Below are 21201 nucleotides of genomic sequence, written 5' to 3'. Positions count from 1 at the left end.
CCGAAGGCGCTCACCAGATTGAGAGAAGAGGAATGAAACCGCGGAAGCTTCAGCACGTGATTGACGACCTGACCGACGCGATTGGCCGTTGGCCGGAGCTTGCGGATGACGTCTTCGCTTTCATGTTCGACGGCGATTCCGTCCGGACGGGTCTGTATTCGATCCGCACGGCCAGCGGCAAAGAAGTGAAGGTCGGCGAACCGATCCGCTTTGACGTCCGCGTCGACATTTTCGCTGCGCCCGCGCTGGCGCAGTTCGCAGTTGCTGTTGCTCAGGGAGTTGTGCCGGCCATGCCAATCAGCGGTGGCGGCGTGGGGATTAAGTAAAGGATCGGCAACTTTCTTCATTTTGGGCGTCCTTGTGACGCCTTCATTTGGCGGCGCGCGCAACTGGGTAAGCAAGTGGTAATCAACTGGGTAACGATTGATTTTTCGTATGAAACAGACCGAACTCAGGATGTTTGCGCCGTGGGTGCAGGCCGCGACGCTGCCCGAGGCGGAGATCGAGGCGATGACGTTTGAGGAATGCCTCGTACGCGCGCTCGAGCTTGGCCTTCGCCGGTTCGACCGGAAGACGCTCGCGCGCAACTGCGGCATCCACTACCCGCACTTCGCGGATCTCGTCGCTGGGCGCCGGCCATTCCCCGCCACGAAACTGCATCTGTTTTGCATGTTCACGGGCTGCGATTACCCACGTCAGTGGTTGGCAATTCAGGAGAGGAAGGCCATCGAGGAATACCGTCGGCTCAGTCAACAAGCGATCGGCGAATTCGTACAGCAGGCATTCGGGCAGCAGGCATTCGGACAGCGTCAGGCGGCAGCATGAATCTTTCGTCGCGCGATATCGGCGGCTTGTTTGCTAGGAAGCTGGGACGTCCCATGAAGTACCTCGGACTGGTGCAAGGGCACCATCTGTTCATTTTCCGCGATCCCCCTCAAGACTACTTGGCGTTCAGGCCTGATCAAACGTGGATGATCGAGCGGCGCACCGAGGCTGTCCCCGAGCTTATTGTCGAGAAAAAGGAGTGCTGAATGTTTCACGTGAAATCGTTCAGTGACGTTGTCCTTCAGGCGAGCGCGTGCACGCTGCTGCTGTGCGCCTTCTTCCCGGCACGCGGTCACGTCCGTCTGCAACTCGTCGGTGCGTTCGCCGTCTTTCTCGCGATTTTTCTCGTCCTGTACGCGTGACATGGCCCGATTCCACTGCCGCTGCCGCCGTTGCGATCGTCGTCGGGTGCTTCTCGACAAGCCGGGCGTGCTGGAGCAGTCGGCTTATCCGGAATGTCTCTGCGGCGCCCGCGACTGGCGCATCGACAAATGGATGATGGAACGCAACGCGGGAAAGACGCGCTGCGACTGCGCCGGTTACTGGTTCCCGCATCGCATGGGCTGCTTTTACTGCTGGCATCGGAAGGACGGCAGCGATCGACTTCCGGGGCACCCTGATTTCTGGACCCGCGATATGACGCAGGAGCAACACGACGGGCTCGTTGCGCAGCATCGCGCGGATTTGCAAAAAGCCGATTTCCCGTTCGAGGCGGCTGCGTAGGAGAAGACATGGCAAAGAATTCCATCGACGCATACGGCGCGCGCGGCAAGAGCAACGTGCTGTATTTCGATCCCGAAGACCTGGTGCTGATCACCGATCCGGATCACCCGCTGTACGACCGGCGCGTGCACCTGCCGCCCGACGAACCGACCGTTCGCAACATCATGGCGCTCGGCGTGCTCGAGACGATCCTGATCCACAAGGATCCGGAGACGGGCGAGGTCATCGTGGTGGATGGCCGGCGGCGCGTGATCAATGCGCGCGAGGCGAATCGCCGCCTGTACGACCTTGGGAAAGAACCCATTCTCGTACCAGCGCTGCCGAAGCGCGCGGAGAAGGGAACGCTCGCCGGGATGATGGTTTCCGCGAACGAGATCCGGCGACAGGACACGCCGATCAACCGCGCCGAGAAGATGCAGCGCATGCAAGACACCGGTCACGACGAGGAAGCGATCGCGATCCACTTCGGCGTCGATCCGCAAACCGTGAAGCAGCAATTGCGGTTGCTCGAGTGCTGCGCCGACGTGCGCAACGCGCTCGAAGCCGATCAGATCACGGTCACCGCGGCGTTGCGCCTTTCGAGGATGACGCCCGACCAGCAGCGGGCGAAGGTCCGCGCGCTGATCGCCGCAGCGGAAGGCAAGGTCGGGCACGCGCGAGCGCGTGCGCAGCGCGCGGTGCTGTCGTCCGGCCCCCGGATGAAGACGCGCGCGGAGATTGTGCGCGAGCTGGAGCAGAGCAAGGGCGAGCGCGCCGAAGCGCTGCGATGGGTGCTCGGCGGCGTTGCCGAGCCTGTCCAGACTGTCGACCACCGCCAGATGTCCATCGAGGAGACCGCCTGATGTCGTTCCACCTTACCAATCAAGCCTGGGACGTCGAGCTCCGCTCGAACCAGAAGATCGTGCTCCTTGCCTTGGCACATCTCGCCGTGCAGTCGACTCGCGTATGTGCGCCAACGGTGCGCAAGCTCGCGTTCATGTGCGGGCTGTCCGATAGCGGCGTGCGCGACCAGCTGAAGCAGCTCACCGACGCCGGCTTCGTGGAGTCGACGGTAATCGATGGCGAGCCCCACTACCGCGTCACCGTGGGACAGCTGAAGTGATCGAATCAGTCATCAAGCCACGTCGGCCAAAGGCAGATGGGTGGAAGTTTATGGGACCGGCGTCGCCCGAAGCGACGCTCGGCTACGAGGGCGAATGCTGGTTCCACCGGGCATCGTGCCTGTTCGCGATCGTCGCCGTCGAGGTCGCTGCGCCGGAGGGCGGCGTCAGCAAGGGCCCCGAGTATCACGTCAGCATCAGCCTTCAGACGCTTGCCGGCCCGGCGCGCTGCACGAGCGCTGATGCTGTCTTCGTTCTGGCCGCGTTCGATCTGCTCGAGGCCGAAGATGACAACCACGTGCCGAACGGCCTCGTGCGCAATTTCTGGCGGCCGGTGGCGGAACCGCTGATCGGACTCGAATGCGCATGCAAGGCTGACGAGCCAGCCATCGTCGAGGACAAGGGCGATTTCGTGTGGCGAGGCGTCACGCGATGAAGCTTTCGGAATTCCTCGAAAACGTCGGCCATCCGGTCGCCTATTACCCGGCGCTCGCCGGCCCGCTGGGAGGCGTGAACGCCGCGGTGCTCTTCTGCCAGCTGTACTACTGGTCGAAACGCTCGCCGGACGAGCGTGGTGTCCACAAGACCGTCGAGGAGCTGCGCGCCGAAACCGGCATGTCTCGCGCAGAGCAGGAGACCGCGCGCAAGGCCCTGAAGGCACGCGGCGTCCTGTCGGAGCTGCACATCCGCCTCGAGCACAAGATGTTCTACAAGCTCGATCTGGACGTCCTGGAACGCCTGATGGAGGCGCGTGCGAACAGCCCGGAACAGGGCGACGAGTCCGAACGCGAGAAAGTCTCTTTCCCGAAAGCGAGAAAGTCGCTTTCGGGAAAGCGGGAATCTGACGTTCGGGAACGCGAGAATCCAGCGTTCGCGAAAGCGGGAAACAGTGATTCGGGAACGCGGGAATCCAGCGTTCCCGAAGCGGCGATTCCCGCTTTCGTTAACGAAGGAAAGACTACTACAGAGACTACAGCAGAGAAGAACCCCCTTACCCCCTTGTCGCCGGCTGCGCCGCCGACGAGTGTCGGCGTGAAAGGTGAAAGCAAGCTAACCCCGTTCGAGCGATGGTGGGACGCATGGCCGCGTACGCCACGGCGAGTGGCGAAGGCTGAATGCGAGAAGCGCTGGCGGCGCGCTGGCCTCGACGAGCACGTCGAGGTCATCGTCGCCCATACGCTGGCGATGAAGCTGACGCAGCCGTGGCGCGAGGGCTACGAGCCGGCGCCGCTCACGTACCTGAACCAGCGGCGCTGGCAGGACCCGCTTCCGCCGACCGAAGCCGAAGCTGCAGAGGAAGCCGCAGATGCCGAGTGGTGGACGTCGGCGGAGGCCGTCGAGCAGCACGCGGCGAGAATCGGTTTCCGCAGCCGCCACGCCGACGAGCCGACCCCGAGCTATCGAGTGCTCGTCGCAAAGGCGAGCGGCCGTGGCCCGTGGATCGACTTCGTTCTCAAACACGCCGAGAAGTCCGGCTCCCAGCGGTTCTACGAATGGGTTCGCGCGCAGCTCGGCGAAGAGCTCCTCCCCACGGACGACTACGCATCATGACAAAGAATTCATTCCGAGCGGAACTCGTTTCGGTAATGCTTGGAGACGCGGCGTTCTTTCGCGGCCAGTCGATTGTTCGTCTCGCTGCATCCGCTTACCGGTCAGACCGAACAGCCACTCCGCGCGATGAGATTGATCGGCGCTGGGCCATTGACGGCGAAGTGACGGTGAAACGTATCGGCAGTCAGTTCTTCTTGCTTGAGCCGCACGAGTTCGACTGTTTCCGCGGCAACGCGGCAAAGGAAAAGGCATGAACGTCAAACCGGGTGACCTTGCATTCCTCTGCAGTGATTGCGTCAACGAGGGTGTGATCGTTGAGGTTCTCAGCTCTGCCGGCATGGATGTCGATGAAGGTCAGTTGTGGCATTGCCGATCGCGCATCCCGATCTGCTGCACGAGGAAGCGCAGCGGCGCTGAGCTCACGACGACAGAATTTGCTTGCCCCGATGCGTGGCTCCGGCGGATCAACGGCGTGCCGGTGACCGATGACGTCAGTGACGAGGTGCCGGCATGAAGTTCGAACCGCCCATCTGTTCGATATGCCGCCGCTTCGTCGACAGCTTCGAAGTGGTGCACGACGTTGTCACTGGCCGCCGCACTTTCACGGCACGGTGCCACGGAGCTACGCAAGTACAGTTTCTCGACGATCGCGATTTCGAGCGGTTCGGCCCGAATGCCATTTCGATCGGATATGCGTTCGTACCGCATTTCACGATCGAGATACAGATCCCGCGGGGGAAGGTATGAAGGCAACCATCCTCTCCGACGGCACGCTGCAAATACTGCCGGAATCTGATCTTGATGCGTACGCGCTTGGCCAATGGTCACGTGTGAACTTCGGTGACGGGTTCAACGCATGCGTTCCGTGCGTGAAGATCATGATCGACCTGTCCGGATACCCTGCGGCCCTCGCGCCGCTCCACATTCCGAAGCCACAACCCGGCCGCAGGACGCAGCCGTGAGCTTGATCATTGTCCCAATCTCACTCGAAGAGGCGAACGCCTTCGTCGCCGAGCACCACCGGCACCACGCGCCCGTGGTCGGCCATAAGTTCAGCATCGCGGTCGCCGAGGACATGATGATGGGCAGAGACGACTGCACCGGCATCTGCGGCGTCGCAATCGTCGGCTGCCCGGTTGCGCGCGGCAACGATGACGGCTGGACGCTCGAGGTAACGCGCTGTTGCACGGACGGCACGCGCAACGCGTGTTCCGCGCTGTACGGCGCGGCGTGGCGCGCTGCTCGCGCGCTCGGTTACGCGCGGCTCATCACCTACACGCTTCCGGCAGAGGGCGGCGCGAGCCTCCGTGGTGCAGGCTGGCGTCTCGTCGGCATCCGCGGAGGCGGCAACTGGAATACGCCCGCTCGGCCACGCGTCGATACGGCTGCTCATCTCCAGGGGCAGAAGTCGCTGTGGGAGGCGACGTGAGCAAGGGAACCATCCGCCTGCCCGAGAGCGCGATCTCCGACGGCCGAATCGGCACCGCTCGCGTTCTTGGCGCATCGGTCAGCGGCGCGCGCACTGCGCCGGTCGCGATTGCATCGGCCGCGCCGTCGCCGGTCGAGCGCATGCAGCAGCTCGGCCGCCTGCCGACTGGGCGCATGAACAAGACGGAAGCCGCCTATGCCGCCGTGCTGGCGGCGCGCTTGCATGCCGGCGAGATCCTCTGGTTCCGATTCGAGGCGCACAAGCTGCGTCTCGCCGACAACACGTTCTACACGCCCGATTTCACGGTGATCACCGCCGCCGGCCAGACCGAATACCACGAGGTCAAGGGCCGATGGACGGACAAGGCCCGCGCGAAAACGAAGATCGCCGCCGACCAGTACCCGTATCGATTCATCGCGATTCAACGTGACGGCCGCCATGGCTGGCGCGTCGAAGATCTCACCGGCCGCAGCTGGTGACAACCTGAACCAGGAGCAGGAAATGACAAAGGTACGAGCGAAGTTCAAGGTGACGCTGCTGAGCCAGCGCGAGCACTGGGACAAGCAGAAAGGGCCGATCCACGACATCCAACTGCAGCCGGTGACGTCGGGTTCGAGCGATAACGAGCGCTTCTATGCCGCGACCCCGGCTGGCCAGATCTCGCTCAGTACCGTGAACGACGACGCGGCGCGCCAGTTCCGCCTCGGCGAGGAGGTCTATGTCGACTTCTCGCCCGTGGATATGGACGCGGTCGCAGGCGACTGACCGGGGGCGCGCGCATGCGACTCTACCTCGCTGGCCCGATGACTGGCTATCCGGAGCTCAACTTTCCGTCGTTCCACGCCGAGGCTAAGCGCTTGCGCGCGCTCGGCTTCGAAGTGGTCAACCCGGCCGAGATCAACGCTGACATGTCGATGGCGTGGCGTGAATGCATGAAGGCCGACATTCGCGAACTGCTGACGTGTGACGGCATCGCGATGCTCGCCGGCTGGGAGCAGTCGAAGGGCGCCCGGCTGGAGCATCACATCGCGCTGGCACTGTCCCTGCCGATCTTCAGGTCGACCGAGCTCGTCGAATTCATGGAGCGTAGGCAGCAATGCGCTTGACGTTCATCGTCCCGGACGAGTTCAAGGTGTACGGCATCGAGCAGCGCGAACGGCCGCCGTGCGTCGTCGAGCTGGAAGTCACGGAGTTGATCAGGATGCGCTCCAGCGGCCCATGGATGCGCCACCGCGCCCGGCGGCGAATCGGTTCCACGTCATATATCGCCTACGCGCGCCTGCCTGGCTGGATCGAGGCGCCGCCAGGGTGGCCGCGTCGGGACGGCGGCGCGGTCGAGTTGAGCGTGCCGGGGCATTTCAACCGCAAGGTGACGTTTCCGGCCTTCCCGGATGGCGTCGACCACCTGCGCCTCACGGCCGAGGGCTGGACATGCTGAAGCGCTCGAAGCCGCTCGCTCGAAAGACGCCGCTCGCGCGCGCTGGATTTACGAAGAAATCGAAATCGCCGTTCAGCACGCTCGCGCGCGCATCGACGCTGAAGCACCGCACGGCGATCAAGAGCCGGATCCGCAAACCGACGGTCGAGGAAGGCTCGAAATACCTCGCTGCGTGCAAGGGCCAGCCCTGTTACCTGAACGTAATGTGCCCGTGGACGGACTGGGCGGACCCGACCGTCGTCCCGGCTCACTCGAACCAATCGAGACACGGGAAGGGCATCGGCCTCAAGGCGAAACACGAATTCACGCTGCCTGCGTGCCTCGCATGCCACACGTGGCTCGACCAGAGCGGTGCGCCGTTGGAAAGGAAAGCGGCCGCGTTCGACGCCGGATTTGCTCGATGGAAGCCCGTCCGCGATCGCCGGATGGGGAAGTCGGAACCACAGGAGAACCACGATGAGTAAGCGTCCGCCTCGCGACTGCGATTGGTCCGCTGCGGAGAAGGCGCGTCTGCGCTACTGGTGGAAGAAGCCCGATCCCATCAAGACCTGGGTGGACAAATTCCCCGGACGCACGCAGGGCGCCATAGAAGCGAAGGCGCACGAGATGCGCCTTCCGAATCGTCACACGACAGCGCGGCCGCTGTTCGCGGAAAACACGACCGGTGCTCGTATTCGCGACGCGATCATCGCATCGCCATCGACGCGCGCGCAGCTCGAGGCACTGAAGATCGCTTCGCCGTCGACGATATGCCGATTCATCCGCATGCATCGCGCGTCGATGCATATCCACGGCTACGCCGAGCGCTCCGGCTCTGACGGCTATGCCGCCGAGATATGGGCATGGGGTGAGGGCGTGGATGCACCCCGTCCGAAGACCGTCTCGAAAGCCGAGGCGGCGATGCGGTACTACCGGAAGAAATCCAGAAGCGTTCGCTGGAAGCGGGAAGAGGCGGCGCGCCAGCGCGAGCGGTATCACGCGAAGAAGGGAAATCTGCTGCGCGGCGAGCGCCCGATGCGGGATGAAGCCGTGATCGCGCTGTTCGGTGAAACCGGCACCGCGAGCCCGAGCGAATGAGCGAACTGCGGAAATGGGAATACGGCGACCCGTTGAAGGTTCTCGAACGCCGCGAGGGCTATCGGTGCACCGGCTGCGTGCACAGCGTCGAACGGCTCGATCCCTTCGGCGGCGCGCGGATGGTGTGCCGGAAGGGCAGGAAATATGGACAACGCTGCATGAAATTTGAGGAAAAGCGAAATGACTGAAACGACCGAGAAACTGTTCCGCACGCCCGAGGCCGCGCTGATCTTCGCGTTCAACTACAGCATGCAGCAGCAGGATCGGCCCGCGATGAACCGCCTCGCGATGCCGGCGGGGCGGCGCGGGATCGGCTTGGCTGGCCTGGACGGCGCCGGCCAAGGCGGCATGATCCTGCGCGAGCTGGATCCGCTCACGAACTCGGAACTGGCGGCGTTGCTCGGTCGATACGCGCCCCGTTCACGACCGTGCGCATGCGGCAGCCCCTGCTGTTCGAAGCACAAGCCGAATCCCGAGTGGGAGGCTGCAGTTCGCCATCTCGAGCAAGAGGCGTTGTCGCTGTTCTCCGGGCACATCGTGCAGTATCGGTTGCGGCGGCGGCTGGTCGAGAAATCGCTCGGCACCAAGATCGAATTGAAGGCGCTCGCGAGGGAATGTGGTGTCAGCGAAAACACGGCGGCGGCGCATTGGAAGATCATCCGTGAGTGGATGGAAGGTGTATCCGGCCGCCGGAACGGCAAAGCGAAGCGAGAGCGCGCCGAGTATGCGGATGTTGACGTCAGCGATCCGCATATCGAAACGGTCGATGGGCTGCTGTCGCGCGCACGGAAGCGGGCAGACAGTATCCTCTCCGCACTTCCGTTCATCGGCGCTTGACACTTGCGGTTTTCGACCGCAGAATAGCGCTCAATCTGACACTGTGAGTCAGTGCGCCTAAAGCCCCGCCGGCATGCCGAGCGGGGCTTTTTCGTTTTCGACGTGTCTCCTCCATGCGGTGATGTTGGCCGCTTGCCCGCTATCTGGCGGGCTTCTTTATTCATGCGGTGCGGCGGGGCGACTCGTCGGCCGTGGCGGACCAGTCCACGATGAGCAAACCGAAATCCAAGAGCCATGCGGGCTCAGGCGGCCCGCGTCTCGGCGAGATTGTCATCGTGCGCACGCCGTACTTCGTGCGGCCGATCGTAGGCATTTGCATCTGCATCTACGAGGACGAGCCCGTCGAGATCGCCGTTCAGGTATTCCCGGTCGGCCGAGATCCGTTGCAGATCCCGTCAATCCCGTATTTCGATGCGGAGCCGGACAGCGCAATCCGGTCTGCGGCGTGGCCGGCGTTCTGACGATTCGCGTTACGTCGAACGCTCGCGACGTCTATCGGGGCCTCAATGATCTGGTGCGGAAGCAACTGCCGTTTGCGATCGCGCAGGGCATCAACCGCACTGCACAGCGTGTCGCTGAAGCGGAAGTAAAGAACCTCGAGGACACGCTGGACAATCCGTCACCGTTCACGCGGCGGTCGGTCGGTATCAAGCGCGCGCGCAAGAACGACCCGACGGCAGTCGTGTTCATGAAGGACATCGCGGCCAGCTATCTCCAGCCGTACGAGGTCGGTGGCGTGCACAAGCTAAACAGCCGCGCGCTGCTGAATCCGAAGAACATCCGCCTCAATCAGTACGGGCAACTGCCCCGCGGCACGCTCGCGATGCTGAAAGGCAGACCCGACATTTTCATCGGCGCCGTCAAGACGGCTTCCGGGGAAACGATCAACGGCGTGTGGCAGCGGCCGACCAATACTGCGAGGGTGTCTTTGCTGAACGCTCGCGGAAAGCGGTTGGGCAAGCTGAACAAGCTGGATGCGAGCAAGAACAACGGTCGAGGTCAGCTGAAGTTGCTGATCCGGTTCGGTGACGCGCTGCCGGTGAAGAAGCGATTGAACTGGGGCGCGCGGGCGCGGCAGATCGTGGACCGCTGGATCGACCGTGACATGCAGGACGCGCTCGCCGCGGCGATGAAAACGTCCCGGTAGGGAGACGGGAGGAAGGTCACCCGGTCACCCCGGACCCCACCCCCCCCTGGGGGCGGGTCCTTCCTGGAGGGGGCGATAACGCGGGCATTGCGCGCGCCCGTTTTTCCCGTTCCTTTGACCAAAAAAAACACGTTACACGTTACACGCTATGGCGGCATCGAATGCGGCTCAAAGGCGCGCCGCGCCTAGCGATGCGGGTGTAACGCGACGCGGTGCGAAACCGCAAGGGAAGGGTAAAAGCGTTACACCGGATCGCGTTACACCGGTCGGCACGGACGGTGCGATCGGAAAGGCGGCGCTCGCTGAAGCGCTCGGGTGGACGCGGCCGAAGCTGGACCGTCGCATCGACAGCGACGAGTCGTTTCCGATCCTGAAGCGAGGGACGCGCGCCGGCGGATGGGAATTCGACCTAGCCGCGGTGAAGGCGTACCTGGCCGGCGAGACGGGTGCCGCGGTGCGCGCGACAACACGCGGAACGGCGCGCGCTTCGACCGCGCAATCCACCGGAAACCCGTATCCGGATGCTCGATACGTTGTGCTTCCGCCGGCGAGCGCGGTGCCGCCCGCCGGCGTGGAACCGGTTGTGCACAGCGGGGAGCAATCGGCTCGGCAGCGGCGCGATGCCGTTCAGGCCGAGATCCTGGAGGACAAGCTGCGCCGCGATCGCGGCGAGCTCGTGCAGGCCGAGGTGATGCGTCAGGTGCTCACGAAGATGCTCGTGCACCTCGGGAAAGGTATGGATCGACTTTCGGATCAGGTGGTGGAGAAGCTTGGACTGCCGGAAGAGAACGCGGAGATCATCCGTGAGCTGACCGACGACCTCCGCACGACGATGGTCGACGAGCTGAAAGTGCTGTTGGGTCCTGATGCTTGAGCACGCATACGCTGACGTCTACCAGATCGCGCGCGAGTCACTGGCGGCGTTTATCCCGCCAGCGCGCGAGACAGTCGCTCAGTATGCGGCGCTGAACAGACGCCTGACGAATCAGGGCGGCGGTTACGTCGGGCGGTGGCACCACGAGAAGGCGCCGTACCTCGTCGCGCCGATGGAAACGCTGACGCGGCTGGATTACCTGACCACGGTTGTGGTCGGGCCTGGGCAGTCCGGGAAAACCGAGATCGCCCAGAACTGGATGTTGAAGTCGGTCGCAAACGACCCGGGCGACATGCTCTGGTACATGCAGACCGATCCGGGGCTCGAGGCCTTCGTCAAGAGCCGGATCAACACCCAGATTGATGGTCACGCCGAGATGAAGATGAAGCTCGGCACGCGTCCGGTAGACGACTCGCTGCACTTCAAGCGGTTCGATGGGATGCGCGTCGAGTTTTTGTCGGCGGCGCACAACAACCTCATCAACAAGTCCGCACCGCGGATCGTCGCCGACGAGGTGGATGCGTACCCTGAATCGCTCGGCGACATCAAAGCGCTGCTCGATGTGCGACGCCAGACCTTCGGCCGGCAGTCGATGTTGCTCGCGATGAGCCACCCGGACCGTGCGCGTGGCCTGATCCCGGAGCGGGATTGGACCGCAGGGATCATGGCGATGTACGGGGACAGTGACCGTCGCGTCTGGTATTGGCCGTGTCCACATTGCGGGGCCTGGTCGAGTCCGGTGCCGATCGCTGCGCGCTACATGGCGCTCCATTACCCCGAGGATGGCACGCTTGATGAGGTGGAGCGCGAGGCGCGGCTGATGTGTCCGGTGAACGGCTGCCTGATCGAAGATCGCCATCGGCGCGCGATGAACCTCGCGGCGTATCGGTCTCCGTTCGGCGGTTGGGTAGGAGACGGTCAGGAGATCTCGCAGGACGGTGTCGTGACCGGCGAGCTGGTCGCTCGTAAGAGCGCAGGCTTCTGGATCGTCGGGGCGATGTCGCCGTTCGTCCTGGGCGGCATCGGCGGTCTGGCGCGCGCGAAGGTGAAGGCCGAGCGCGAGTATGAGGTCAGCGGGGACGACCTGACGCTGCGTCAGGTGACCGTGAAGCAGTTCGGATTTCCATATGCGCCGAAGCGCGGTGTAGGGTCGATCGACGCCAACGTACTCGCTGAGCGCGCGGAGCGCGAGCTGAAGCTGGGTGTCGTGCCGGACGGCGTGCGCTTCATGACCGCCTTCATCGATATCCAGATCGCACACTTCGACTGGTTGGTGCGCGGATGGGGCGTCGGCGGCGAAAGCTGGATCATCGATCGCGGGCGTATCGCTGGGGATCCCGCCACGTCGGCTGCCGATTGGGATCAACTGCTCGAGCTGGTCGCGCGTACGTATCCCGGTCGCAGACGGCAGCGGCCGGCACATGCCGATTCGCGCCGTCGGATTCGACAGCGGCGGTTCCCCTGGGGTCACGCAGCAGGCATACGCCGCATGGACGCGCTGGCGCAAGTCGGAAAAGCGCGTGCGCCTTATCGGCAAGATCTCAGGTCGCGATGCGTGGACGGTATTGCCGACGAAGGGCGCGAAGACCCTCGAGGCACCGAAGCTGATCGTCAATTACCCGGACACCGGTCGGCAGGCGAACAAGGTGGCGGCGCGTGGTGCAGTTCCCGTCGCACAGTTCAACCCGAATAGCTTCAAAGACGACCTGATGGGGCAGCTGCAGGGAGCCGAGCCGGGCAACTGGTACGTGCACTTCCCGTACGATCTTCGATCGCCAGAGGAACCGCACGTGTGGTTCGAGCAGCTAACGTCGGAAACGCGCCAGAAAAACGGACGCTGGGAAAAGCTGGTCTCCGGACGTCGGAACGAAGCTCTCGACCAACTTGTCGGGACGCACGTTGTCGCGCACCTGCATGGTCTTTCGAAGATCGACTGGGAAAAGCCGCCGTCGTGGGCTGCGCCCTGGGATACGAATACCTCGATTCTCAGCGGCCCAGGTTCGCCGCAACCGATCGATCCTGCGCCAGTCGGCGCATCGCCGAAACAGAAGTCCTCTGCCGTTCTCAAGTACCGATAGCCAATGGCCACTACCGATCCCACATCGCCGCTGTATGGGCTGACCGACACGCAGCTGCAATCGATGCTGTCCGCCGCCCAAAAAGCCTATGCTGATTTGCGCAGTGGCAACAAGGTCGTTTCGGTGTCGTACGCGCAGGGCGGCGGGTCGCGAAGTGCGACTTTTCAGCAAGCTGATATGGCGGCCCTTCGCATGTGGATTCTCGACCTGCAGAAGGCGCTCAATCCCGCGCTGCAAATCAACCGCCGCCGCTACATCCGACCGATATTCTGATGACGAAAAAGCCCGTACTCGTCGATTCGCGCGGTCAGCCTTTGCGACGCGCGAGCGCTGAGTACCCGAACGGCATGCCCATGCAAAGCGGCGTAGGTCGGTGGTATTTCCCCTACGAGGCCGCGGACTGGCAGACGCAGGAAATGGGCGCATGGCTGCCGTGGATACGGTCGCCGGACGCCGAGATTACGCAGTTTCGCGACCGGATGGTCGCGCGTGCGCGCGATCAGATTCGCAACGACGGGCGGTCGTCCGGCGGCGTCACTCGGATCCTCGACAACACGGTCGGCGCTGCGCTGCGCTTGATGGCGAAGCCCGACTATCGAGCCCTGCGCTACATCAGCGGCGCGGCGTTCGATGTGAAGTGGGCCGCCGAATTTCGCAGTGAGGTCGAGGCGCGCTGGCGCCTGTACGCAAACGACCTCGGTCGGTACAACGACGTCACCCGCATGCTCACGGTGTCGCAGCAGATGCGGCTGGCGTTGCGCCACAAGCTGATCGATGGCGAAAGCCTGATCGTCACATACTGGATGCCGGAGCGCGTTGGCCGTGGTGCGGCGCGCTACGCGACGGCATTTCTCGTCGTGGACCCCGATCGGCTGTCGAATCCGATGCAGATGGTCGACACGAAGCACCTTCGTGGCGGTGTCGAGATCGACGACAACGGAGTGCCGCTCGCGTATCACATCCGTCGCGCGCACCAGAACGACTGGTACAACGCGGTCGAGAGCATGGAATGGGAGCGCGTCGAGCGCGAAGACGAGGACGGCTGGCGTCGCGTCATCCACGACTTCGAACATGACCGCGCCGGTCAGCATCGGGGCGTGAGCGCATTCGCTCCTGTTCTCGCGCACGCCAAGATGCTGGCGCGCTACTACGGCATCGAATTGCAGGCTGCAGCCATCGCGGCCGCCATCGGTACGTACGTCACCAGTCCGTATGACCCGAACGAGGTACAGGAAGCGCTTGGCGAGGACCGCGAGCTCGGCTTCTACCAGGCGCTTCGCGCACGGTGGAACGATGAGCGACCCGCGATGTTCAACGGCTCGCGCATTCCTGCGCTCGCGCCAGGAGAGGACATCAAGACAGTCGCCGCGGCGCATCCGCACAGCGGATTCGTCGATTTCGCGCACGAGATGCTGGGCGCGATCTCGACGCAGCTCGGGATCTCGATTGAGCAGATGACCGGCGACTGGACGCGCACGACATATTCGAGCGCTCGCGGCGCATTGCTCGAAAGCTGGAAAACCCTGGTGCGCCGGCGACTCGAGTTCTCGGCAAACACGGCCACGCCGATGTACTCGGTCTGGCTGCGAGAAGAGATGGAGCGCGGCGAGCTGCCGCTGCCGAACGGCGCGCCGGACTTCCTCGAGGCTGAAACGGCTTACGCCGCTTGCTCATGGCTCGGGCCCGCACGCGGATGGGTCGATCCGGTGAAGGAACCGCAGGGCGCGATCCTGAAGATGGACGGCGCCCTCACAACGCTTGAGCAGGAAGCTGCAGAACAGGGATTCGACTACGAAGAACTGATCGAGCAGCGCGAGCACGAAATCAAGGAATTCCAGCGACGCGGCATTCCGCTCCCTGCATGGGGCGGGGCTGAGGTCGCGACGCGTTCCGACGAACCGCCCCCGGAGCCCCAGGCAGCATGAACTTTCCGCATCTGGCTACGCGCCTCTTCAACGTCCCCATCGCGATCACGCCGCATAAGGCAGAGATCGTCATGGCCGCGCTCGCCGACCGCCTGGGCATTACGCAGTTGTTCCGCCCGGATGGCCACGTGATCGCGCTGGCCGGCGGCGGCGCGCAGGCGTTTCTCTCCGACATGGGCGCGGAGGACGAGCCCGTCGACATGCGTCCTTATGACGTCTGGGAAGGTGTTGCGCGCATTCCGATCCAGGGGACGCTGGTGCACAAGCTCGGGACGCTTCATCCCTGGTCTGGCATGACGGGATATGACGGCATTCGGTCCCTGCTGAGCCTGGCGATGGAGGACCCGGAAGTCCGCGCGATCGTCCTGGATATCGATTCTCCCGGCGGCGAGGTGGCCGGCTGCTTCGACCTGACTGATGCGATTTACGAGGCGCGCGAGGAGAAACCGATCTGGTCGATTTTGAGCGAGAGCGCCTATTCCGCCGCCTATGCAATCGCCAGCGCGAGCGATCGGATCATCGTGCCGCGCACGGGCGGTACCGGCAGCGTCGGCGTGATCTGCATGCATGTGGATTTTTCGAAGGCGCTTTCGCAGGCAGGTATCGACGTCACGCTGATCCATTACGGCGACCGCAAGGCTGACGGGAACGAGTATTCCCCACTGTCGAAGGATGCCCGCGCGCGGATCCAGGCCGATGTCGACGCAATGGGCGAACTATTCGTCGAGACCGTGGCGCGAAATCGCGGTCTTACCGCCGCCCGCGTGCGCAGCACGCAGGCCGGCACGTTCCTTGGCGCCGCTGGCGTCGAGGTTGGCTTCGCCGATGCCGTCATGGCACCGGACGATGCACTTGCCAGCCTGCTCGCTGAGCTCGGCTGATTCAACCAACCATCAGGAAATTGTCATGAGCAATGTGCTTCGCAGCATGATGGGGCGCGCCGGGCTGTCGTTCGGCCACCTCGCAAAGGTCTCCACGCGTTCGGCGCGGGCGGAGGAAAACGACGGTGACGATCAGGACGATCGTGACGACCGCGATGACAGCGGCAACGGCAAGAAGGGCCGGCGCGCAGAATCGGGCGACGGCGACGATGAGGGTCAAAACCGCGACGACGGCGACAGCAAGCGCGGGTCGCGTGCCGAGGGCGACGACGGTGACGATCAGGACGATCGTGACGACCGCGACGACAGCGGCAAGGGCAAGAAGGGGCGGCGCGCAGAATCGGACGACGGCGACGACCGGGACGACGATGACGACGAGCGCGCCGAAAACGACGACGACGACGAGGAAGAAATGCGCGGCAAGAGCGCGGTGGCCATGGCTCGCCGTCGCGAGCGTGCACGTTGCGCCGCGATCTTCGGCTGCAAGGCCGCGGGGAAGAATCCCGTTCTGGCGGCGAACCTCGCGTTCAACACGTCCATGACGCGCCGGCAAGCGATTCGCGTGTTGAACGAAACGCCGGCGCCGCAAGCATCGTACGGTGCGCGACGCAACCCGAATCTCGGCACCGGCGCGGAGCACTCGCCGACCCGCGAGCAGGCGGTCGCGGCCAGCTGGGATCGCGCGTTCGCGCGGGCCCGCGGCGCGCGGTAAGTCTCGAGCTCAACCCTTCTTCAAGGAACAGGAACCATGGGACAGACTCCCCTCATCGAGAACCGCCACGCCGGCGGATTTCTCGTCAGCGAAGCACGCGGCCACCGTTCGCGTGACGCCGTCGTCTTGGGCGGCGGCGTGAAGATCCTTGCCGGCCAGGTCCTCGGCTTCAAATCGGGCGGCGTCGCAGTCGCCGCGGCGGCGCCGGCGAACACCGGCAATGGTGCGATCACGATGGACGCGTCGACCCCGGTGCTCGCCGGTGCGCAACTCGGCGTGTACAAGGCGGTTTGCACGGCGGCCGCCGCGAACGGCGGGACGTTCCAGGTGACGGACCCGGCCCACAACAACATCGGCAATGCGACGGTCGGAACGGCGTTCAGCAACCAGATCAAGTTCACGATCGCAGACGGGACGACCGATTTCGTCATCGGCGACGAATTCGACATCACGGTCGAGGCTGTCAACGGTGTCTACGTGCCGCTCAATTTCGCCGCGAGTGACGGCACGCAGACCGCTGCCGCGATCTCCTTCGATGTCGTCGATACCACGCTCTCCGACAAGGTCGGCACTGTCGTGATCCGGGACGCTGAAGTGAACTCGGGCGAACTGATCTGGCCTGCCGGCGCAACCGCGTCGCAGATCGCAGGCGCGAGCGCGCAGCTCGTCGCGGTGGGCATCATCCCGCGCTGAGCCCCTTCCACCGCAAATTTTCCCTTTCCGTATTGTCCTCTTGGCCGCGTAAGCGGCCATTATTTTTTCTGGAGCCAATAATGGCCAGCTTGGACGTATTCCATCAGGACGCTTTCACCACCATCCAGCTCACGGCAGCGGTCGACAAGTACCCGTATCAGCCGCAGGGCCTCGGTGAGCTGAACATTTTCGATGATGAGCCGATCCGCACGACCGCGCTCGCCGTCGAGCAGCGCCAAGGGCAACTCGTCATCATTCCGACCACGCCGCGTGGCGCCGAAGGCGTGCAGCGCGTGACGGAGCAACGCCAGGCGCGGTACTTTGACGTGCCGCGGCTGATGCATTCGGACACGATCTACGCGAACGAAATCCAGAACATCCGCGCGTTCGGCACCGAGTCCGAACTGATGCAGGTCCAGGTCGAAGTGGCGCGCCGTATGTACGGTCCGACCGGTATTCTGCGAAACATTGAGTACACGTGGGAGTACCACCGACTCGCTGCCGTCCAAGGCATGCTGCTCGATAAGGACGGATCGGTGATCTACAACTGGTTTGACGAGTTCGGTATCACTCCGCCGGCCGAAATCCCGTTCAAACTGAACGACCAGACGCAAAACTCGCTGCGGCCGATCATCAACGGCATCCGTCGCTCGATGGCGCGGAAAGCGCAAGGCGCGTTCACGCCGAACACGCGCGTCTACGCGCTGTGCGGCGACGAGTTCTACGACGAGTTCACGAACCACGTCGACGTGATCCGCACGTTCGTCAACTGGTCGGCGGCCGCGGACCTGCGCGACGATAGCCAGGGTGCCGCGTTCGATGCGTTCCCGTTCGCTGGTGTGACGTGGCTCAACTATCGTGGTTCGGACGACAACTCGACGATCAAGATCCCGGACGACAAGGTGAAGTTCTTCCCGGTCGGTGCGCCGGGCATCTTCCAGCGCGCGCTTGCGCCGGGCGAGTCGTTCGAATGGGTGAACACGCCGGGCAAGCCGACGTATGTGATTCCGATCTTCGATCGTGACCGGAACAGCTGGTGGAAGATGGAGGCGTACAGCTATCCGCTGCACATCTGCACGCGTCCGGAAGTGCTCTTCACCGGCCGCGCTGGCGATTGACCGTGATCGACTTCGACGGAACGCTCAACGCCGCGATCAGCGCGACGTTGGGCGACGAGCGCGCCGTCACCTTTCGTCCGAAGGGCGGTGGCGCGTTCCCAGGACTGCTCGGGGTATTTACCCTCATCACCGACCATATCTTCGACGAGAACGGAGACGCGCAGGCCAACATCAACGTTGCGACGTTGGGCATGCAGGCGTCGCAGTTCGCTTCGCAGGGCATTGGTTCCCCGGTCCAGAGCGATGTTTTCGTGATCGACGGGATTTCCTATGTCGTGAAGGACGTGTCGATCGATGGTCTCGGGTGGCTTTACATGGATCTCGGGCTGAAATGACCACTTCGAGCAACCTTCGCGAATTGGCGGTGGACGGGTTGAAGGCGCCGAATGCGACCAGCGCCGGCGCAAACGTCTATTCGCCGCGCACATGGGCGACGTGGGACGGCACGTATCCGATGCTGCTTGTGCAGACGCCCGACGAGAGCGGCGCAGGGTGGGGGCCGCACGGGGCTCCCGCGTTTACCGTGACGACGACGGTTCGGATTACCGCTCGCACGCAGGCAACTGCGCTGGCGGATGACGCCGCGGCAGCAGCGGTCGAGGAGCAGCTGGAAGTGATGCGCGAGCAGATCAAAGCGGCAGTCATCAACTACCCGCCGATCATGAGCCTCCTGTCGCAGTTTCCGTCGTTTCGATCGTCTATCCACGTGCCGCGCGACGGCCAATCGCCGATTGGCGAGATGGTGCTCGAGATCGAGATGGAGCATGTGCAAGGGCCTGAGGACTTTTTCCAGCCGCCTGCGGTTCCCTTCGAAGAGCTCGATTTGACCATCAAGATGCCGGACGGTACGACCGAGCCCGGGATGATCATCGAAATGCCGCAAACCTGAGCGCGCGAGCGCATACGGAGAACCTCATGTACGTCAAACCCGCACCCGGCATCGTATTGCGCGATCCGATCACGAAGCGACTGCTGTCCGCCGAGCAGGTGGACGGAATCGTCACCGAACTGGTGCCCGCGCAGGGCTTGAAGGTCGACGACAACGATATGTACTGGGTCCGTCGCGTTCGCGATGGAGATGCGGTACTGGTCGCGCAGACCGCTCCGAGCGCAGCGACGACCCAGACGGCTGCATCGTCGCCCCAGAAGTCCGGCAGCTGAACCACCCACCACCCAGATGAAACCCCGCCTCGGCGGGTTTTTTCGTTTCTGGGCCCCGATTCGAACCGGAGCCAGTGAATGACTATCTCGTTCCCGAACATCCCGCAAAACCTGCGGGTTCCGCTCTTCTACGCGGATATCGATCCGAGCAAAGCGAACACCGGACAGCAAACGCAACGCGCCCTGATCATCGGGCAAATTCTGGCCAGCGGCACCGGCACGCCCGGCACGCCCCAGATCTCCCAAGGTGTCTCGGATGCGAAAGATGTGGGTGGCCAGGGCTCGATGCTCGCGCTGATGACGGCCGCCTATCGCAAGCGCGACTCGTTCGGTGAGGTGTGGTACCTGCCGCTCGCCGACGACGTGGCGTCCGTCGCAGCTACCGGCAGCATCAACTTCACATCCGCACCGACCGCGACCGGCGTGATCTCGCTGTACATCGGCGGTCAACTGGTGTCGGTTGTGGTGACCTCGACCATGACCGCCGTCCAGGTTGCCGCTGCTGTCGTCGCGCAAATCGGCACGCTTCCGGATCTTCCGGTTACCGCGGCGGTCGATGCGACGACGACGTCGAAAGTCAACCTCACCGCCAAGAACAAGGGTGCGGCAGGCAACGACATCGATATCCGCCTGAACTACGGTGGCGTCCTGAACGGCGAGGCTACGCCGGCCGGGCTGGCCGTCACGATCACGGCGATGGCCGGCGGCGCAACGAACCCGTCGTCTCTCGCAACCGCGCTCGCCAACCTGGGCGATCAGGAGTTCGACTTCATCGCATTTCCGTACACGGATGCGACGTCGCTCAATACGATGCAGTCGTTCCTCAGCACCCAGACCGGACGGTGGAGCTGGGCACAGCAGATCTACGGCCATGCCTACGGGGCGTATCGCGGAACGCTCGGCGCGCTCACCACCTTCGGCGTGACGCGTAACGACGAGCACGTGTCGCTGCTGGGCTTCAACGATTCGCCGACGCCGAACTGGGTCATCGCAGCTGACCTGACCGCGGCGGTCGCGGTATCCGCTCGCGCCGACCCGGCGCTCCCGCTTCAGACGGTAACGCTCGCGACGATGCAGGCTCCGCCGCTCAAATCGCGGTTCCAACTGACCGACCGCAACACGCTCCTGTACGACGGCATCTCGACGTTCACCGTCGCGGACGACGGGACGGTCGCGATCGAAAACCTGATCACGACGTACCAGAAGAACTCGTTCGGCGATCCGGACGACAGCTATCTGGAAGTCGAGACCATGAACACGTTGACGGCCGTGCTGCGCCGCTTGAGGTCGATCGTGACGTCGAAGTACGCGCGCAAAAAACTCGCGGCGGACGGCACGCGGGTCCTGCCGGGTACCAACGTCGTAACGCCGTCGATGATCCGCGCGGACCTGATTGCCGAGTACCAGTCGATGGAGGATCAGGACGGCTGGGTGCAGGGCAGCAGCGTGTTTGCTCAAGGCCTCATCGTGCAGCAGAACAAGAACAACCCGAACCGGGTCGACGTCCTGTATCCGGCGATCCTGATCGACCAGCTGCGCATCTTCGCGCTGCTGATGCAGTTCAGCAACATCGTCCCGCAGACCTGATTCGTCAGATGACCCACAGCCGCTGAATCAAGCGGCACTTTTTTT

Annotated in this window: 35 protein-coding genes and 1 pseudogene; 35 read left to right on the top strand and 1 reads right to left on the bottom strand. The window is 63.6% G+C overall.

The annotated features are described in order from the left end of the window. Window positions 1–56: 56 nt before the first annotated feature. Both ACSHSS_RS21275 and ACSHSS_RS21270 read left to right on the top strand, forming a co-directional pair. Window positions 57–326, top strand: a complete 270-nt coding sequence (locus ACSHSS_RS21275; protein WP_445545512.1) for a hypothetical protein — start codon at window positions 57–59, stop codon at window positions 324–326. Between the two features lie 109 nt (window positions 327–435). Beyond that, window positions 436–825 carry a hypothetical protein gene (locus tag ACSHSS_RS21270; RefSeq protein ID WP_445545511.1) on the top strand — a complete coding sequence of 130 codons (390 nt, stop codon included), beginning with the start codon at window positions 436–438 and terminating at the stop codon, window positions 823–825. Here ACSHSS_RS21270 and ACSHSS_RS21265 read toward each other — a convergent pair. Then, the gene (locus tag ACSHSS_RS21265) at window positions 810–1190 is read right to left on the bottom strand and encodes a hypothetical protein (RefSeq protein WP_445545510.1); all 381 of its coding nucleotides are present in this window, start codon (window positions 1188–1190) and stop codon (window positions 810–812) included. The two genes, ACSHSS_RS21270 and ACSHSS_RS21265, sit on opposite strands and share 16 nt — an antisense overlap. Before the next feature lie 43 nt (window positions 1191–1233). On the opposite strand from ACSHSS_RS21265, the gene ACSHSS_RS21260 reads away from it, so the two are divergent. The 33 genes and pseudogenes from ACSHSS_RS21260 (at window position 1234) to ACSHSS_RS21100 (ending at window position 21156) form a co-directional block, all read left to right on the top strand. Further along, window positions 1234–1548 (top strand): hypothetical protein, encoded by a 315-nt coding sequence (locus tag ACSHSS_RS21260; protein WP_445545509.1) that lies wholly within the window; start codon window positions 1234–1236, stop codon window positions 1546–1548. 8 nt (window positions 1549–1556) lie between these two features. Beyond that, window positions 1557–2390: a ParB/RepB/Spo0J family partition protein gene (locus tag ACSHSS_RS21255; RefSeq protein WP_234745098.1), complete on the top strand. Its 834-nt coding sequence runs from the start codon at window positions 1557–1559 to the stop codon at window positions 2388–2390. Further along, window positions 2390–2650 carry a helix-turn-helix domain-containing protein gene (locus tag ACSHSS_RS21250; RefSeq protein ID WP_234745099.1) on the top strand — a complete coding sequence of 87 codons (261 nt, stop codon included), beginning with the start codon at window positions 2390–2392 and terminating at the stop codon, window positions 2648–2650. Before ACSHSS_RS21255 ends, ACSHSS_RS21250 begins: the two co-directional genes overlap by 1 nt. Then, window positions 2647–3084 (top strand): hypothetical protein, encoded by a 438-nt coding sequence (locus tag ACSHSS_RS21245; RefSeq protein WP_445545508.1) that lies wholly within the window; start codon window positions 2647–2649, stop codon window positions 3082–3084. Before ACSHSS_RS21250 ends, ACSHSS_RS21245 begins: the two co-directional genes overlap by 4 nt. Further along, window positions 3081–4199, top strand: a complete 1119-nt coding sequence (locus tag ACSHSS_RS21240) for a hypothetical protein (protein WP_445545507.1) — start codon at window positions 3081–3083, stop codon at window positions 4197–4199. The genes ACSHSS_RS21245 and ACSHSS_RS21240 overlap by 4 nt, the downstream gene beginning before the upstream one ends. Beyond that, window positions 4196–4453 (top strand): hypothetical protein, encoded by a 258-nt coding sequence (locus ACSHSS_RS21235; protein WP_445545506.1) that lies wholly within the window; start codon window positions 4196–4198, stop codon window positions 4451–4453. The genes ACSHSS_RS21240 and ACSHSS_RS21235 overlap by 4 nt, the downstream gene beginning before the upstream one ends. Next, complete coding sequence (locus ACSHSS_RS21230; protein WP_445545505.1) at window positions 4450–4713, top strand: hypothetical protein; 264 nt, start codon at window positions 4450–4452, stop codon at window positions 4711–4713. Before ACSHSS_RS21235 ends, ACSHSS_RS21230 begins: the two co-directional genes overlap by 4 nt. Next, window positions 4710–4946, top strand: a complete 237-nt coding sequence (locus ACSHSS_RS21225; RefSeq protein WP_445545504.1) for a hypothetical protein — start codon at window positions 4710–4712, stop codon at window positions 4944–4946. The genes ACSHSS_RS21230 and ACSHSS_RS21225 overlap by 4 nt, the downstream gene beginning before the upstream one ends. Continuing rightward, entirely contained in the window at window positions 4943–5161 is a 219-nt protein-coding gene (locus ACSHSS_RS21220; RefSeq protein WP_445545503.1) for a hypothetical protein, read from the top strand. The genes ACSHSS_RS21225 and ACSHSS_RS21220 overlap by 4 nt, the downstream gene beginning before the upstream one ends. Then, entirely contained in the window at window positions 5158–5628 is a 471-nt protein-coding gene (locus ACSHSS_RS21215) for an XF1762 family protein (protein ID WP_445545502.1), read from the top strand. The genes ACSHSS_RS21220 and ACSHSS_RS21215 overlap by 4 nt, the downstream gene beginning before the upstream one ends. A gap of 173 nt (window positions 5629–5801) precedes the next feature. Beyond that, window positions 5802–6107: a DUF1064 domain-containing protein gene (locus tag ACSHSS_RS21210; protein WP_445545501.1), complete on the top strand. Its 306-nt coding sequence runs from the start codon at window positions 5802–5804 to the stop codon at window positions 6105–6107. Window positions 6108–6129: 22 nt separating this feature from the next. Further along, window positions 6130–6393 (top strand): hypothetical protein, encoded by a 264-nt coding sequence (locus ACSHSS_RS21205; protein WP_445545500.1) that lies wholly within the window; start codon window positions 6130–6132, stop codon window positions 6391–6393. 14 nt (window positions 6394–6407) lie between these two features. After that, complete coding sequence (locus tag ACSHSS_RS21200) at window positions 6408–6734, top strand: DUF4406 domain-containing protein (RefSeq protein WP_105840557.1); 327 nt, start codon at window positions 6408–6410, stop codon at window positions 6732–6734. Next, window positions 6731–7066: a hypothetical protein gene (locus ACSHSS_RS21195; RefSeq protein WP_445545499.1), complete on the top strand. Its 336-nt coding sequence runs from the start codon at window positions 6731–6733 to the stop codon at window positions 7064–7066. The genes ACSHSS_RS21200 and ACSHSS_RS21195 overlap by 4 nt, the downstream gene beginning before the upstream one ends. Beyond that, window positions 7063–7530 (top strand): hypothetical protein, encoded by a 468-nt coding sequence (locus ACSHSS_RS21190; protein WP_105840647.1) that lies wholly within the window; start codon window positions 7063–7065, stop codon window positions 7528–7530. Before ACSHSS_RS21195 ends, ACSHSS_RS21190 begins: the two co-directional genes overlap by 4 nt. Next, window positions 7523–8143: a hypothetical protein gene (locus tag ACSHSS_RS21185; protein WP_445545498.1), complete on the top strand. Its 621-nt coding sequence runs from the start codon at window positions 7523–7525 to the stop codon at window positions 8141–8143. The genes ACSHSS_RS21190 and ACSHSS_RS21185 overlap by 8 nt, the downstream gene beginning before the upstream one ends. Continuing rightward, window positions 8140–8331 carry a hypothetical protein gene (locus tag ACSHSS_RS21180; protein ID WP_105840554.1) on the top strand — a complete coding sequence of 64 codons (192 nt, stop codon included), beginning with the start codon at window positions 8140–8142 and terminating at the stop codon, window positions 8329–8331. The genes ACSHSS_RS21185 and ACSHSS_RS21180 overlap by 4 nt, the downstream gene beginning before the upstream one ends. Beyond that, window positions 8324–8980, top strand: coding sequence for a DNA-binding protein (locus ACSHSS_RS21175; protein ID WP_445545497.1), 657 nt, complete (start codon window positions 8324–8326; stop codon window positions 8978–8980). Before ACSHSS_RS21180 ends, ACSHSS_RS21175 begins: the two co-directional genes overlap by 8 nt. 191 nt (window positions 8981–9171) lie before the next feature. Continuing rightward, window positions 9172–9441 carry a hypothetical protein gene (locus ACSHSS_RS21170; RefSeq protein WP_207996962.1) on the top strand — a complete coding sequence of 90 codons (270 nt, stop codon included), beginning with the start codon at window positions 9172–9174 and terminating at the stop codon, window positions 9439–9441. Then, entirely contained in the window at window positions 9426–10127 is a 702-nt protein-coding gene (locus ACSHSS_RS21165; RefSeq protein ID WP_105840552.1) for a hypothetical protein, read from the top strand. The genes ACSHSS_RS21170 and ACSHSS_RS21165 overlap by 16 nt, the downstream gene beginning before the upstream one ends. A gap of 148 nt (window positions 10128–10275) precedes the next feature. Next, on the top strand, window positions 10276–11001 hold the full coding sequence (locus tag ACSHSS_RS21160; protein ID WP_445545496.1) for a hypothetical protein: 726 nt from the start codon (window positions 10276–10278) through the stop codon (window positions 10999–11001). Then, window positions 10994–12343: pseudogene (locus ACSHSS_RS21155) on the top strand (terminase gpA endonuclease subunit); the annotation flags it as partial. The gene ACSHSS_RS21160 and the pseudogene ACSHSS_RS21155, both read left to right, overlap by 8 nt. A 79-nt stretch (window positions 12344–12422) precedes the next feature. Continuing rightward, the gene (locus ACSHSS_RS21150; RefSeq protein ID WP_445545495.1) at window positions 12423–13079 is read left to right on the top strand and encodes a terminase gpA endonuclease subunit; all 657 of its coding nucleotides are present in this window, start codon (window positions 12423–12425) and stop codon (window positions 13077–13079) included. 3 nt (window positions 13080–13082) lie between these two features. Beyond that, on the top strand, window positions 13083–13352 hold the full coding sequence (gene gpW / locus ACSHSS_RS21145) for a gpW family head-tail joining protein (RefSeq protein WP_217255482.1): 270 nt from the start codon (window positions 13083–13085) through the stop codon (window positions 13350–13352). Continuing rightward, window positions 13352–15004: a phage portal protein gene (locus ACSHSS_RS21140; RefSeq protein ID WP_217048034.1), complete on the top strand. Its 1653-nt coding sequence runs from the start codon at window positions 13352–13354 to the stop codon at window positions 15002–15004. Before gpW ends, ACSHSS_RS21140 begins: the two co-directional genes overlap by 1 nt. Further along, window positions 15001–15885 (top strand): S49 family peptidase, encoded by an 885-nt coding sequence (locus tag ACSHSS_RS21135; RefSeq protein ID WP_105837885.1) that lies wholly within the window; start codon window positions 15001–15003, stop codon window positions 15883–15885. Before ACSHSS_RS21140 ends, ACSHSS_RS21135 begins: the two co-directional genes overlap by 4 nt. Next, window positions 15851–16597, top strand: coding sequence for a hypothetical protein (locus ACSHSS_RS21130; RefSeq protein ID WP_445545494.1), 747 nt, complete (start codon window positions 15851–15853; stop codon window positions 16595–16597). Before ACSHSS_RS21135 ends, ACSHSS_RS21130 begins: the two co-directional genes overlap by 35 nt. Before the next feature lie 36 nt (window positions 16598–16633). After that, window positions 16634–17290 (top strand): head decoration protein, encoded by a 657-nt coding sequence (locus ACSHSS_RS21125; protein ID WP_445545493.1) that lies wholly within the window; start codon window positions 16634–16636, stop codon window positions 17288–17290. Between the two features lie 80 nt (window positions 17291–17370). Then, entirely contained in the window at window positions 17371–18408 is a 1038-nt protein-coding gene (locus ACSHSS_RS21120) for a major capsid protein (protein WP_206382768.1), read from the top strand. Between the two features lie 2 nt (window positions 18409–18410). Beyond that, window positions 18411–18743 (top strand): head-tail joining protein, encoded by a 333-nt coding sequence (locus ACSHSS_RS21115; protein ID WP_445545492.1) that lies wholly within the window; start codon window positions 18411–18413, stop codon window positions 18741–18743. Next, complete coding sequence (locus tag ACSHSS_RS21110; protein ID WP_445545491.1) at window positions 18740–19297, top strand: ABC transporter permease; 558 nt, start codon at window positions 18740–18742, stop codon at window positions 19295–19297. Before ACSHSS_RS21115 ends, ACSHSS_RS21110 begins: the two co-directional genes overlap by 4 nt. Before the next feature lie 26 nt (window positions 19298–19323). Continuing rightward, window positions 19324–19569, top strand: coding sequence for a DUF2635 domain-containing protein (locus ACSHSS_RS21105; RefSeq protein ID WP_445545490.1), 246 nt, complete (start codon window positions 19324–19326; stop codon window positions 19567–19569). Between the two features lie 78 nt (window positions 19570–19647). Then, window positions 19648–21156: a phage tail sheath subtilisin-like domain-containing protein gene (locus tag ACSHSS_RS21100; RefSeq protein WP_261533567.1), complete on the top strand. Its 1509-nt coding sequence runs from the start codon at window positions 19648–19650 to the stop codon at window positions 21154–21156. The last annotated feature ends 45 nt before the right edge of the window (window positions 21157–21201 follow it).

It is taken from the genome of Burkholderia sp. BC1, assembly GCF_052683555.1.
Note: the sequence above shows the minus strand (reverse complement) of the source record. Positions and strands in the feature narration are given on the sequence as shown.

Excerpts from the sequence above, each read along its gene's own strand:
- ACSHSS_RS21100 (WP_261533567.1), top strand. The coding sequence starts at position 19,648 with ATGACTATCTCGTTCCCGAACATCCCGCAAAACCTGCGGGTTCCGCTC.
- ACSHSS_RS21200 (WP_105840557.1), top strand. The coding sequence starts at position 6,408 with ATGCGACTCTACCTCGCTGGCCCGATGACTGGCTATCCGGAGCTCAAC.
- ACSHSS_RS21230 (WP_445545505.1), top strand. The coding sequence starts at position 4,450 with ATGAACGTCAAACCGGGTGACCTTGCATTCCTCTGCAGTGATTGCGTC.
- ACSHSS_RS21110 (WP_445545491.1), top strand. The coding sequence starts at position 18,740 with ATGACCACTTCGAGCAACCTTCGCGAATTGGCGGTGGACGGGTTGAAG.
- ACSHSS_RS21130 (WP_445545494.1), top strand. The coding sequence starts at position 15,851 with ATGCACTTGCCAGCCTGCTCGCTGAGCTCGGCTGATTCAACCAACCAT.
- ACSHSS_RS21150 (WP_445545495.1), top strand. The coding sequence starts at position 12,423 with ATGCCGATTCGCGCCGTCGGATTCGACAGCGGCGGTTCCCCTGGGGTC.
- ACSHSS_RS21265 (WP_445545510.1), bottom strand. The coding sequence starts at position 1,190 with ATGTCACGCGTACAGGACGAGAAAAATCGCGAGAAAGACGGCGAACGC.
- ACSHSS_RS21250 (WP_234745099.1), top strand. The coding sequence starts at position 2,390 with ATGTCGTTCCACCTTACCAATCAAGCCTGGGACGTCGAGCTCCGCTCG.
- ACSHSS_RS21180 (WP_105840554.1), top strand. The coding sequence starts at position 8,140 with ATGAGCGAACTGCGGAAATGGGAATACGGCGACCCGTTGAAGGTTCTC.
- ACSHSS_RS21105 (WP_445545490.1), top strand. The coding sequence starts at position 19,324 with ATGTACGTCAAACCCGCACCCGGCATCGTATTGCGCGATCCGATCACG.
- ACSHSS_RS21135 (WP_105837885.1), top strand. The coding sequence starts at position 15,001 with ATGAACTTTCCGCATCTGGCTACGCGCCTCTTCAACGTCCCCATCGCG.
- ACSHSS_RS21255 (WP_234745098.1), top strand. The coding sequence starts at position 1,557 with ATGGCAAAGAATTCCATCGACGCATACGGCGCGCGCGGCAAGAGCAAC.
- ACSHSS_RS21240 (WP_445545507.1), top strand. The coding sequence starts at position 3,081 with ATGAAGCTTTCGGAATTCCTCGAAAACGTCGGCCATCCGGTCGCCTAT.
- ACSHSS_RS21160 (WP_445545496.1), top strand. The coding sequence starts at position 10,276 with ATGGCGGCATCGAATGCGGCTCAAAGGCGCGCCGCGCCTAGCGATGCG.
- ACSHSS_RS21140 (WP_217048034.1), top strand. The coding sequence starts at position 13,352 with ATGACGAAAAAGCCCGTACTCGTCGATTCGCGCGGTCAGCCTTTGCGA.
- ACSHSS_RS21210 (WP_445545501.1), top strand. The coding sequence starts at position 5,802 with ATGAACAAGACGGAAGCCGCCTATGCCGCCGTGCTGGCGGCGCGCTTG.
- ACSHSS_RS21175 (WP_445545497.1), top strand. The coding sequence starts at position 8,324 with ATGACTGAAACGACCGAGAAACTGTTCCGCACGCCCGAGGCCGCGCTG.
- ACSHSS_RS21125 (WP_445545493.1), top strand. The coding sequence starts at position 16,634 with ATGGGACAGACTCCCCTCATCGAGAACCGCCACGCCGGCGGATTTCTC.
- ACSHSS_RS21185 (WP_445545498.1), top strand. The coding sequence starts at position 7,523 with ATGAGTAAGCGTCCGCCTCGCGACTGCGATTGGTCCGCTGCGGAGAAG.
- ACSHSS_RS21205 (WP_445545500.1), top strand. The coding sequence starts at position 6,130 with ATGACAAAGGTACGAGCGAAGTTCAAGGTGACGCTGCTGAGCCAGCGC.
- gpW (WP_217255482.1), top strand. The coding sequence starts at position 13,083 with ATGGCCACTACCGATCCCACATCGCCGCTGTATGGGCTGACCGACACG.
- ACSHSS_RS21120 (WP_206382768.1), top strand. The coding sequence starts at position 17,371 with ATGGCCAGCTTGGACGTATTCCATCAGGACGCTTTCACCACCATCCAG.
- ACSHSS_RS21225 (WP_445545504.1), top strand. The coding sequence starts at position 4,710 with ATGAAGTTCGAACCGCCCATCTGTTCGATATGCCGCCGCTTCGTCGAC.
- ACSHSS_RS21220 (WP_445545503.1), top strand. The coding sequence starts at position 4,943 with ATGAAGGCAACCATCCTCTCCGACGGCACGCTGCAAATACTGCCGGAA.
- ACSHSS_RS21235 (WP_445545506.1), top strand. The coding sequence starts at position 4,196 with ATGACAAAGAATTCATTCCGAGCGGAACTCGTTTCGGTAATGCTTGGA.
- ACSHSS_RS21270 (WP_445545511.1), top strand. The coding sequence starts at position 436 with ATGAAACAGACCGAACTCAGGATGTTTGCGCCGTGGGTGCAGGCCGCG.